Raw genomic sequence first — 11724 nt, forward strand, 5'->3', positions numbered from 1 at the left:
AAGGAGTGCCCCATGGCGGCGGGTGGAGTACCGGTACGGGCGGCGCGCAGGAACGCGCCCCCGCGCGAGGACGTACTCGTCGCCGCCATGGCCACGATCGCCGAGCGCGGCCTGGACGGCCTGACCATGGCCGGCCTCGGCCGCGAGGTCGGCATGAGCAGCGGCCACCTCCTCTACTACTTCCGCAGCAAGGACGAGCTCCTGCTGCAGACCCTGGAGTGGAGCGAGGCCGAACTGGGCAGGGCGCGGCGGGCCCTGCTCGCCCGCCGCGGACCCGTCGCCGAGCGCCTGGCGGCGTACGTGGACCTGTACGTGCCCACCCAGGCCCGCGACCCGCACTGGACGCTGTGGCTGGAGGTGTGGAACCGCTCCCAGAACGCCGGACCCCAGGAGCGCGAACGGCAGGCGGCCATCGAGGGGGCCTGGCACCGCGACCTGGTGGCGCTGCTGGCCGAGGGCATCTCCCGCGGGGAGTTCCGCCCGGTGGACGCCGAACGGGCCGCCACCCGCATCCGCGCCCTCCTCGACGGCTTCAGCATCCAGCTGGCCGTGGGCCTGCCCACCCTCGACCGGACGGACATCCTGGCCCACGTCCGCGAGTTCCTCACCGACACCCTCGATCCCGCCGGCGTCCGCGGCGCGGCGGACCGCCCGGGCGGAGGGGCCGCGCCCGCATGATGAGACGCCTGTCCATCCGCGGCGGTCGGTGTGCCACACTGCGTGCGTGCCTGCTCTGCTCATGATTATCGCCAGCAGCGCGCCGGTCCCCAGTGGCCGCTGAACCGTGGAAGAACTTCGCGGACGCGGCCACCGTGCCTCGGACCCGCGTGCAGACCTCTCGCTATCCGCGAGAGGTTTTTTCGTTTCCCGGCCCATCCCTGCCGGGACCGGACTGCGCGCGATGATGGGGGCAGTGGATCCCCGGTTGTACGGAACCACTCATCCGACAGGAGTCAGATCAGCATGACGACGACACCAGAGGCGGCAACTGCGCTGTCCGGGGGCCTGGACGACAGCTTCCACGTCTTCGACACCACCCTGCGCGACGGTGCCCAGCGTGAGGGCATCAACCTCACCGTCGCCGACAAGCTGACGATCGCGCGCCATCTGGACGACTTCGGAGTGGGCTTCATCGAAGGCGGCTGGCCCGGCGCCAACCCCCGCGACACCGAGTTCTTCGCCCGCGCCCGCGCGGAGATCGACTTCAAGAACGCCCGGCTGGTGGCCTTCGGCGCCACCCGCCGGGCCGGCGGATCGGCCGACCAGGACCCCCAGGTGCGGGCCCTGCTGGAGTCCGGCGCCCCCGTGATCACGCTCGTCGCCAAGTCGCACGACCGCCACGTCGAGCTCGCCCTGCGCACCACCCTGGACGAGAACCTGGAGATGGTCCGCGACACCGTCTCCCACCTGGTCGCCCAGGGCCGCCGGGTGTTCGTCGACTGCGAGCACTTCTTCGACGGCTACCGCGCCAACGCCGAGTACGCCAAGGCCGTCGTCCGCACCGCCCACGAGGCCGGCGCCGACGTGGTCATCCTCTGCGACACCAACGGCGGCATGCTGCCCGCCCAGGTCTCGGCGACCGTCGCCACCGTCCTCGCCGACACCGGGGCCCGCCTCGGCATCCACGCCCAGGACGACACCGGCTGCGCGGTCGCCAACACCCTGGCCGCCGTCGACGCCGGCGCCACGCACGTGCAGTGCACCGCGAACGGCTACGGCGAACGCGTCGGCAACGCCAACCTCTTCCCGGTCGTCGCCGCACTGGAGATCAAGTACGGGCGCAAGGTGCTCCCCGACGGCGCACTCGCGGAGATGACCCGGATCTCGCACGCCATCGCCGAGGTCGTCAACCTCACCCCCTCCACCCACCAGCCGTACGTCGGCGTCTCCGCCTTCGCGCACAAGGCCGGGCTGCACGCCTCGGCGATCAAGGTCGACCCGGACCTCTACCAGCACATCGACCCCGAGCGGGTCGGCAACACGATGCGGATGCTGGTCTCCGACATGGCCGGCCGCGCCTCCATCGAGCTGAAGGGCAAGGAGCTCGGCGTCGAACTCGGCGGGGACCGCGCGTTGATCTCCCGGGTCGTGGAGCGGGTCAAGGAGCGCGAGCTGCAGGGCTACACCTACGAGGCGGCCGACGCCTCCTTCGAGCTGCTGCTGCGGGCCGAGGCCGAGGGGCGCGCCCGCAAGTACTTCCGCATCGAGTCCTGGCGGGCGATCGTCGAGGACCGTCCGGACGGCACCCACGCCAACGAGGCCACGGTCAAGCTGTGGGCCAAGGGCGAGCGGATCGTCGCGACGGCGGAGGGCAACGGCCCGGTCAACGCGCTGGACCGGGCCCTGCGGGTGGCGTTGGAGCGGTTCTACCCCCAGCTCGCCAAGTTCGAGCTGGTCGACTACAAGGTCCGCATCCTGGAGGGCACGCACGGCACCGAGTCCACGACCCGCGTGCTCATCGCCACGACGGACGGCGTCCGCGAGTGGTCGACGGTCGGTGTCGCCCCCAACGTGATCGCCGCTTCCTGGCAGGCCCTGGAGGACGCGTTCACCTACGGCCTCCTCCACGCGGGCGTCGAGCCGGCCGAGTGACGGCGCACGTCGGCAGGAGCCCCTTATGTCCAACTCACACAGGAAAGTGACGGTTCGGGTAGCGTCGGGGATATGAGGACCAGGCTGATATCCGTGCGTGGGGGATCGTTGCTGTCCGGTCTGCTGCTGGCCCTGTCCGCGACGGCCCTGGCCGTCGCGCCGCAGGCGTCGGCCGCCACCGGGGTCGCCGCCGTGGGGGAGGCCCTCAAGGAGGGGCCCGTGTACGTCGACCCCCGGGCCCGGGCGCAGCTGCCGCCGGCCGAGGCCGACGCACTCGCGGAGAAGATCAAGGACGCCGGGAAGCCGGTCTTCGTCGCCGTCCTCCCGGCCACCGCCGAGTTCCCGCCGGACAAGGTGCTCCCCGCCGTCCGGGCGGAGACCGGCATCACCGGGCTCTACGCGATCCGGCTCGGCGACGGCTTCAACGCCGGCGCCGACCGGGCGGTCATGCCGGCCAACGCCGTGCGCAACCTCACCGAGGCGGTCAAGACCGGCGCCCCGGTCGACGCGAGCACCCAGCTGAACAACTTCGTGGACCAGGCCCTGGCGCAGGCCAGGGGCAGCGCCCCCGCCTCGTGGGGCACCACCGGCGCGGGCGACGGGGTACCGGTCGGCGGCCTGGTCACCCTCGGCGCCATGGCCGCGGTCGGCGGCGGCGGGGCGTACGCGTTGGTCCGCCGCAACCGCAGGAAGAAGGAGCAGACGCGGCGCGAGGCGATAGAGCGGCTCGGCGTGGTCGTCGACGAGGACATCACGGCCTTCGGCGAGGAGCTGGACCGCCTGGACTTCCACCCCGGTGAACCCGGCGCGGACGACGCGATGCGCGAGGACTACGCGCGGGGGCTCGACGCGTACGACAAGGCCAAACAGCTCATGGCCTCCGTGCAGTACCCGGAGGAGGTCACCGGCGTGACCCGGGCCCTGGAGGACGGCCGGTACGCCCTGGCCCGTCTGGACGCGCGCCGACAGGGCCGGCCGGTCCCGGAGCGCCGCGCACCCTGCTTCTTCGACCCGCGCCACGGGCCCAGCACCGAGGACGCGACGTGGGCCCCGGCGACGGGAGCGGCGCGTACGGTACCCGTCTGCACGGCGGACGCGGTCCGGCTGCGCGACGGGCACGACCCGGCGGTGCGCACCGTCGACACCGAGCGCGGGCCGCGGCCCTACTACGACGCGGGCCCCGCGTACGGGCCCTGGGCCGGCGGGTACTTCGGCGGCGGCATCCTGCCCGGCCTGCTCATGGGCACGATGCTCGGTTCGATGATGTCGACCCCCGCCTACGCCTCGGACTACGGCGGCGGCTTCGACGGCGGGGACTTCTCCGGCGCCGACTTCAACCCGTCCGATTTCGGCGGCGGGGACTTCGGCGGCGGAGGCGGGTTCGACGGGGGAGGATTCGGCGGCGGCTTCGACGGGGGCGGCTTCTAGGGCAGGCCGCCCCCGGGTCGCCGTGCGGCAGGTCAGGCCTGCTTGATGGCCGAGATGTCGAAGGTCAGCTTGACCTTGTCGCTGACGACGACGCCACCGGTCTCCAGGGCCGCGTTCCAGGTCAGGCCCCAGTCCGAGCGCAGGATGTCGGCGCTGCCCTCGAATCCGACGCGCTGGTTGCCGTACGGGTCGGTGGCGGAGCCGTTGAACTCCAGGTCGATGGAGAGCGGCCGGGTGACGTCCTTGATGGTGAGGTCGCCGGTGATCCGGTAGGTGTCGCCGCCGAGGAACGCGGCCTCGGTGGAGCGGAAGGTCATCAGCGGGAAGGCCTCGGCGTCGAAGAAGTCGGCGCTGCGCAGGTGGCCGTCGCGGTCGGCGATGCCGGTGTCCACGGAGGCGATCTTCACATCGATCGAGGCGGTGGAGCGGGCCGGGTCGGAGCCGTCGAGGTGCAGGGTGCCCTCGTGGTCCTCGAAGGCGCCGCGGACGTTGGTGACCATGGCGTGGCGGACGGTGAAGCCGATGCGGCTGTGGGCGGCGTCGACGACGTAGTCGCCGGTGAGGGCGGCGAGGGCCGGGTCCACGTCCAGCGTGGCGACGGCGGCGGTGTTCTCCGGGGTGCGGCGGTTGAAGAGACCCATGACTTACTCCTCGGCAGTGGTTCCTGTGTGGGGGCGCCGAGGTCGTTTAACGTTCAACGACTTCGACACCAGAAACACTAGAGGCATTCTGTTCAAATTTCAACCACTGGTCGGGGTGTCGGCGATTTCTGTGAAGGTCCTACAAGCGCACAGGACCCCGGATGGCGGAGTCCTTACTTCCACCGGTGGTTCTGTGCGGGCCGGACAGCGGAAGAGTCCCGAGACTGTGCGGAATGAACGGAGGTTTTTCATCACGATCTTCGTAAGGTCGGTACATGACCGTTGTGGACCAGATCCCGAGCGAGCCGACGGACGCCCGTGGGCGCGTGGCCGAGCTGCACTCCCTGCGCGAGCAGGCGCGGCGTGGACCCAGTGACCGTGCGACCGAGGCCCAGCACGCGAAGGGCAAGCTGACCGCCCGCGAGCGCATCGCCCTGCTCCTCGACGAGGGTTCCTTCAAGGAGGTCGAGCAGCTGCGCCGCCACCGCGCGACCGGCTTCGGCCTGGAGAGCAAGAAGCCCTACACCGACGGTGTCATCACCGGCTGGGGCACCGTCGAGGGCCGCACGGTCTTCGTCTACGCGCACGACTTCCGGATCTTCGGCGGCGCCCTGGGCGAGGCCCACGCCACGAAGATCCACAAGATCATGGACATGGCCATCGCGGCCGGTGCCCCGCTGGTCTCCCTCAACGACGGCGCCGGCGCCCGCATCCAGGAGGGCGTCTCCGCGCTCGCCGGCTACGGCGGCATCTTCCAGCGCAACACCAAGGCCTCGGGCGTCATCCCGCAGATCTCGGTGATGCTCGGGCCGTGCGCGGGCGGAGCCGCCTACTCCCCGGCTCTCACGGACTTCGTCTTCATGGTCCGCGACACCTCGCAGATGTTCATCACCGGCCCGGACGTCGTCCGCGCGGTGACCGGCGAGGAGATCACCCAGAACGGCCTCGGCGGCGCCGACGTGCACGCCGAGACCTCCGGCGTCGCGCACTTCGCGTACGACGACGAGGAGACCTGCATCTCCGAGGTGCGCTACCTCATCTCGATGCTGCCCTCCAACAACCGCGAGAACCCGCCCGTCCACGAGACGACCGACCCGGCGGACCGCCGCTCGGACGTCCTGCTGGACCTGGTCCCCGCGGACGGCAACCGCCCGTACGACATGCACAAGGTCATCGAGGAACTCGTCGACGACGGCGACGTCCTCGAGATCCACGAGCGCTGGGCCCGCAACATCATCTGCGCCCTCGCCCGCATGGACGGCCAGGTCGTCGGCATCGTCGCCAACCAGCCCGCCCACCTCGCCGGCGTGCTCGACATCGAGGCCTCCGAGAAGTCCGCGCGCTTCGTCCAGATGTGCGACGCCTTCAACATCCCGATCATCACGCTGCTGGACGTCCCCGGCTTCCTGCCGGGCGTCGACCAGGAGCACGGCGGCATCATCCGCCACGGAGCCAAGCTCCTGTACGCGTACTGCAACGCCACCGTGCCGCGGATCTCGCTGATCCTGCGCAAGGCCTACGGCGGCGCGTACATCGTCATGGACTCCCAGTCCATCGGCGCCGACCTCACCTACGCCTGGCCCACCAACGAGATCGCCGTGATGGGCGCCGAGGGCGCTGCCAACGTCATCTTCCGCAAGCAGATCGCGGACGCCGAGGACCCCGAGGCCATGCGCGTGCGCATGGTCAAGGAGTACAAGGCCGAGCTGATGCACCCGTACTACGCGGCCGAGCGCGGCCTCGTCGACGACGTCATCGACCCCGCCGAGACCCGCGAGGTGCTCGTGAGTGCGCTCGCCATGCTGCGGAACAAGCACGCGGACCTGCCGTCCCGTAAGCACGGCAACCCGCCGCAGTAACAGCCAGCACGATCTGCCGTCCCGCAAGCACGGCAACCCGCCGCAGTAACCGCGAAGGAGATCTGCCACCCCATGACCCACACCTCTGACACCCTGCTCCGCGTCGAGAAGGGCAACGCCGAGCCGGAGGAGCTGGCCGCGATCACCGCGATCCTGCTCGCCCGCGCCGCCGCCACCCCCGAGGAGACCGCCGTCCGCCTGCCCCGCCAGGCCGGCTGGCGCCGTCTGGAGCGCACCCCGGGCTTCCGCGCCCCGCACAGCTGGCAGGGCTGAGCCGAGAGCTCCCCGCGCCCCGAAGGCCCCGCACCCGTCCAGGGTGCGGGGCCTTGCGCGTACCGACGCACCCTCCGGGCCGTCCCGCCCGCCCGATCCGGCGCCGCCGCCCACGGCGAAGGCCCCCGCGTCATGGACACAGGGGCCTGTCGGATACGGCTGCGGCCGGCTCCTACCGCAGGCGCGCCATGAGGGCGTGCTCGACGAGCGTGATGAGCGCGCTCTTGGCGTCCGCGCGGTGGCGGGCGTCGGTGGTGATGATGGGGGCGTCCGGGCCGATCTGCAGGGCCTCGCGGACTTCCTCCGGCGTGTAGGGCTGGTGCCCGTCGAAGCCGTTGAGGGCGATGACGAAGGGCAGGCCGCTGTTCTCGAAGTAGTCGACGGCGGGGAAGCAGTCGGCGAGCCGGCGCGTGTCGACGAGCACGACGGCACCGATCGCGCCGCGGACCAGGTCGTCCCACATGAACCAGAAGCGGTCCTGGCCGGGGGTGCCGAAGAGGTACAGGATCAGGTCCTGGTCGAGCGTGATGCGGCCGAAGTCCATCGCGACCGTCGTGGTCGTCTTGTCACCGGTGTGGGTGAGGTCGTCGATGCCCGCGCTCGCGGACGTCATGACGGCTTCGGTGCGCAGCGGGTTGATCTCGGACACGGCTCCGACGAACGTGGTCTTGCCCACGCCGAAGCCGCCCGCCACCACGATCTTCGCGGAGGTGGTGGAGCGGGGAGCCGCTCCGCCGTTAGAGCTTGCGAAGTCCACTGAGCACCCTTTCGAGCAGTGTCACGTCTGGCTGGCCACCGGCAGACTCATCGCCGCCGGGCTGGTGAATGGCGACAAGGCCCGCCTCCGCCAGGTCGGCTACGAGGATGCGGGCGACACCAAGAGGAATGGAGAGGAGTGCCGAGATCTCCGCGACGGATTTGATCTCCTGGCACAGGCGGCAGATGCGCTGGTGCTCGGGCAACTGCCCTTGCAGACGCGCGGGATCCGCCGTGGTACTGACCAGCGCCTCGATGGCGAGCTGGTAGCGCGGCCGAGTCCGGCCGCCGGTCATCGCGTACGGGCGCACCAGCGGGTTGTGGGCCTTCGGAGCCGGCTGCCGCGGGGCGCGCGGAGGCGGCTGCGGAGGCATCTGGGGCTGCTGGGGCTGCCCGTACTGCTGGTAATGGTTCTGCTCCGGCACAGGCCGGCTGGGCGCGGAGGGGAAGTTGAAGCGGTTCTGGTCGTGCCCACCCTGCGGCTGCTGCGCGCCGCCATAAGGATGTCCTCCGGGTGTTGTCACGTCTCCTCCTCCGACTCCAAGAACGCAGTACTCCCTGTGGAACCGCGCCACCGCACCCTACGGTGCGATGGCGCGAAACGCACTGCCTGTTTGCTAGTTGAGAAGACTGCCCTGCAGTTCGGCGCGCAGGTCCGGGGTCAGGACACTGCCCGCGCGATCCACCAGAAGAGCCATCTCGTAACCCACGAGGCCGATGTCGCACTCCGGGTGCGCCAGCACCGCGAGGGACGATCCGTCCGAGACGGACATGAGGAACAGGAACCCCCGGTCCATCTCGACCACGGTCTGGTTGACGGCGCCGCCCTCGAAGATGCGGGAGGCACCGGCGGTCAGCGAGGTCAGTCCGGAGGCCACGGCCGCCCTGGACACCTCGCCGCAAGTTGCTCAACCTGCCGCGGACGTCCTCCGGAGCGCGGGAGACCTGGGGGCCGCCCTGCGGGGTCGTCTCCGCTGCGCCCTCGACCAGGTTGGCCTTGGGCACGCGCCGAGGGAGACCGGACGGGGTGACCCCGCCCGCCTTCGGCTCACGGAGTTTGGCGGCCTGCTGCCAGCGCTCGTCGTTGCCCGAGCGCCAACCCGTGCCACCGTCCTGGTCCTGCTCCGGCGCCGCGGCCTGCCGCTGACGCTGCGGTCGCTGCTCGAAGAGGGACCCGGAGGACTCCGCTTCCTGCTGTGCCGGCTGCCACTGCTGCTGGCTGCCGCGTCGCGGCAGGCCCGCTCCGGTCATTGCGTGACCGGTGTCGGCAGCGGCGCCCGGACGGTCGAAGCCTACGCGCTCCGCGGCCGGTTCGGGGACGGCCCGGGATTCCGATTCAGTCCCGTAATCCTGCTGGTAGGCAGCCGGATACGTGTTCTGTTCGGGCCACTCGGCCTGTGCCGACGGGGTTTCGTAGCCTGCGTCGTAGCTCTGCGTGCTCGACTGCTGGTCCGGGTAGCCGTCTTCCGTATAGGCGTAGTCCTGCTGCGGGTACGCCTCGTACCCCTGCTCCGGGCGCTGTCCGTCGTACGCAGGTTCGTAACCCTGCTCGGACTGCTGCTCGTAGCCCTGGTACGCCTGGTAGCCGTGCTCGGGCTGAGGTTCCGGATAGTCCTGGCCGCCCGGGCCGCTCCGGTCGGCGTACTGCTGCGGCTCCTGCGGGAAGCCGACCTGGGCCTCCAGGGCGGCACGCCGCTCGCCGCGGCTCAGGGAGCGGCCCACCGGGTCCAGGCCCTGTGCGTCACCGCCCTGCTCGTAACGCGAGTCGTCGAAGCCGAGCTCCGCCGCCGTGCGCATCGGGGCGGCCTGCTGGGCCTTCTGCTCCGGAATGATCTGCGAGACCGTGAAGTCGTCGTCCGGGATGCCCTCGCCACCGCCACCGTGCGTGATGGCGTCGGGCAGCATGATCAGCGACGTGGTGCCGGCCGCCTCGCCCGACGGGCGCAGCTGGACGCGGATGTTGTGGCGGTCCGCCAGCCGGCCGACCACGAACAGACCCATGCGCTGCGAGATCGCGGCGTCCACGGTCGGCGGGTTGGCGAGCTTGTGGTTGATGTCCGCGAAGTCCTCGGCGGTGAGGCCGATGCCCTTGTCGTGGATCTCGACCATGACGCGGCCGTCGGGCAGGCGCGTGGCGTTGACGCGCACCTTGGTCTGCGGGGAGGAGAACGTGGTGGCGTTCTCCAGCAGCTCGGCCAGCAGGTGCACGAGGTCGGTCACGGCCTGGCCGTGGATCTCGGCGTCCGAGACGCCGGAGAGCTCGATGCGCTCGTACTGCTCCACCTCGGAGGAGGCGGCGCGGAGCACGTCCACGAGGGGCACGGGCTGGTCCCAGCGGCGGCCCGGCTCCTCACCCGCGAGGATGAGGAGGTTCTCGCCGTTGCGGCGCATACGGGTGGCCAGGTGGTCCAGGCGGAAGAGGTTCTCCAGCTGGTCCGGGTCGGCCTCGTTGTTCTCCAGGTCGGTGATGAGGGTCAGCTGGCCCTCGATCAGCGACTGGTTGCGCATGGAGAGGTTCGTGAAGATCGCGTTGACGTTGCCCCGCAGGAGCGCCTGCTCGGCGGCGAGCCGGACCGCTTCCCGGTGGACCTGGTCGAACGCGCGGGCGACCTCGCCGATCTCGTCCTGCGAGTCGATCGGGATCGGCGTGACCCGGGTGTCGACCTTGCCCGGGTCGGTGCGCGACAGCTGGTCGACGAGCGACGGCAGGCGCTGCTCGGCGATGTCGAAGGCGGCGGTCCGCAGGCGGCCCATCGCACGGCCCATCTGGCGGGCCATCATGCCGGCCAGGATGAAGGCCGCGAGGAGGGCCACGACCACGATGGCGCCGTTGGTGATGGCGTCGACGCGGGCGTCGTCGGAGACCGCGACGGCGTCGTTGACGGCCTTCTCGAGGAGTTCCTTCTCGACCTCGTCGTAGCCGTCGAACTTGGAGGTGGCGGCGAACTGCCAGGCCGCCGGCGTGGTGCCGCCGTCGATGACCTTCTTCTTCGGCTCGCCGCTGGCGATCGCCTCGGTCATGCCGGTGAGGATCGACTTGTTGATCGGCGAGACGGGCGGGGACTTGAAGGGGGTGCCGGCCTGCTCGGAGGCGGCCTTGGCCTCCGCGAGCTTGGCGGCGCCCTCCTCGGCCTTCTTGGCCATGACCGTCTTCAGGCGGTTCACGTCCTCCTCGGTGCCCGCCGCGACGTACTCGCCGATGGCGATTTCCTCGAGGTAGGCGTAGGAGGAGAAGGCGACGAGCTGGGCCTTGCGGATGTTCTCGTCGTTGTTCGGGCGCACCAGGAGGTGCGTGCCCACGGAGCGCTGGAGCGAGTTCGCCGCCTTGGCGAGCTGGATCGCGTAGACCATGCGGCCGTAGGAGGTCACGTTGCCCGTACCGAGACCCAGTTCGTTGGCGAACTGCATCAGGTAGTGCTGGACCGTGACGTAGCCCTCTTCGGTGGGGATGGGGCCGAACGACGTGGGCGGGTTCTTCTTGGCGCTCTCGATCCCGGCCTGGTAGGCGGTCTGGCGGACGTCCGCCAGCTTGGGCTCCTCCGTGCGGAAGAGCTCCAGGCGCCGCTCCATGCCCTGGTTCTCGGGCAGGTCCAGGACGGCCTTGTCGAACTTCTCCTTCGCGGCGGTCGTCGCCGCGTAGGCCTTGCTGACCTTCTCGTCCTTGGTCAGGCCGTTCAGGAGCGGCTCGGCCGTGAGGTCACGCTCGTTGAGCAGTGCCTGGCTGTATTCCGAGGCCGCCTGAACGACCCGGGCTATCTGCTCGGCGTCCTTGGCCTCGTTCCACGTGTCGATGGAGCCCTTCACCTGGAAGCCGCCCATGACCAGGCCCACGAGGGCCGGTACGAGCAGAATGGCGTTCAGGCGGGTCGGCACGCGCCAGTTGCGGGGGGAGAACCGGCTGGTGCTCCCGCTCTTCACAGGCGGTTCCACGGGCACGTCGGCGGGCGACGCGGCCGCTCGCGGCGGCGGGGTGAAGTTGCCGCGCGCGGGTTCATCCGCGGGGCTTGCGTTGCTTCGCCTCACTCGACCAACAACCTCTCGGCGGTGCTACTAGCTAGTTCGTTGAATTCCAGCACGGTTGACTGCCGTGTTCCAAACAGTTGAAATCTGCCGCCCCGAGAGACTTATGCCTCACGTAAATCGGACATAAAGAGCGTCCCGCTGCAAAAACCGGG

At 70.5% G+C, this 11724-nt stretch carries 8 protein-coding genes and 2 pseudogenes; 5 read left to right on the forward strand and 5 right to left on the reverse strand.

Annotated features, from left to right (window positions below):
- The first annotated feature begins 12 nt into the window (after positions 1–12).
- From IF89_RS0130670 to IF89_RS0130680, 3 genes are all read left to right on the forward strand, one after another.
- Positions 13–678 carry a TetR/AcrR family transcriptional regulator gene (locus IF89_RS0130670; protein WP_030774961.1) on the forward strand — a complete coding sequence of 222 codons (666 nt, stop codon included), beginning with the start codon at positions 13–15 and terminating at the stop codon, positions 676–678.
- A 285-nt stretch (positions 679–963) separates the two neighbouring features.
- On the forward strand, positions 964–2592 hold the full coding sequence (cimA, locus tag IF89_RS0130675) for a citramalate synthase (protein ID WP_030774963.1): 1629 nt from the start codon (positions 964–966) through the stop codon (positions 2590–2592).
- 72 nt (positions 2593–2664) lie between these two features.
- Positions 2665–4020 (forward strand): hypothetical protein, encoded by a 1356-nt coding sequence (locus tag IF89_RS0130680; RefSeq protein WP_030774965.1) that lies wholly within the window; start codon positions 2665–2667, stop codon positions 4018–4020.
- A gap of 32 nt (positions 4021–4052) precedes the next feature.
- On the opposite strand, the gene IF89_RS0130685 is transcribed toward IF89_RS0130680, so the two are convergent.
- Positions 4053–4661, reverse strand: coding sequence for a YceI family protein (locus IF89_RS0130685; RefSeq protein WP_030774967.1), 609 nt, complete (start codon positions 4659–4661; stop codon positions 4053–4055).
- A 275-nt stretch (positions 4662–4936) separates the two neighbouring features.
- On the opposite strand from IF89_RS0130685, the gene IF89_RS0130690 reads away from it, so the two are divergent.
- A complete protein-coding gene (locus IF89_RS0130690) occupies positions 4937–6520 on the forward strand; it encodes an acyl-CoA carboxylase subunit beta (protein ID WP_030774969.1) in 1584 nt (527 codons plus the stop codon).
- 72 nt (positions 6521–6592) lie between these two features.
- On the forward strand, positions 6593–6793 hold the full coding sequence (locus tag IF89_RS0130695; RefSeq protein ID WP_030774971.1) for an acyl-CoA carboxylase subunit epsilon: 201 nt from the start codon (positions 6593–6595) through the stop codon (positions 6791–6793).
- Positions 6794–6965: 172 nt separating this feature from the next.
- Here the strand turns inward: IF89_RS0130695 and IF89_RS0130700 are convergent, their stop codons facing one another.
- From IF89_RS0130700 to IF89_RS0130705, 4 genes and pseudogenes are all read right to left on the reverse strand, one after another.
- Positions 6966–7550: a GTP-binding protein gene (locus IF89_RS0130700; RefSeq protein WP_007266770.1), complete on the reverse strand. Its 585-nt coding sequence runs from the start codon at positions 7548–7550 to the stop codon at positions 6966–6968.
- Positions 7531–8073, reverse strand: a complete 543-nt coding sequence (locus IF89_RS42590) for a DUF742 domain-containing protein (RefSeq protein WP_078628617.1) — start codon at positions 8071–8073, stop codon at positions 7531–7533. Before IF89_RS42590 ends, IF89_RS0130700 begins: the two co-directional genes overlap by 20 nt.
- Positions 8074–8166: 93 nt before the next feature.
- A pseudogene (locus IF89_RS42595) lies at positions 8167–8433 on the reverse strand (roadblock/LC7 domain-containing protein); the annotation flags it as partial.
- Positions 8411–11572, reverse strand: a pseudogene (locus IF89_RS0130705) (nitrate- and nitrite sensing domain-containing protein); the annotation flags it as partial. The pseudogenes IF89_RS42595 and IF89_RS0130705, both read right to left, overlap by 23 nt.
- Positions 11573–11724 lie beyond the last annotated feature (152 nt).

Origin of the sequence: Streptomyces sp. NRRL F-2664, from assembly GCF_000719345.1 — a bacterium.
Taxonomy (GTDB): Bacteria; Actinomycetota; Actinomycetes; order Streptomycetales; family Streptomycetaceae; genus Streptomyces.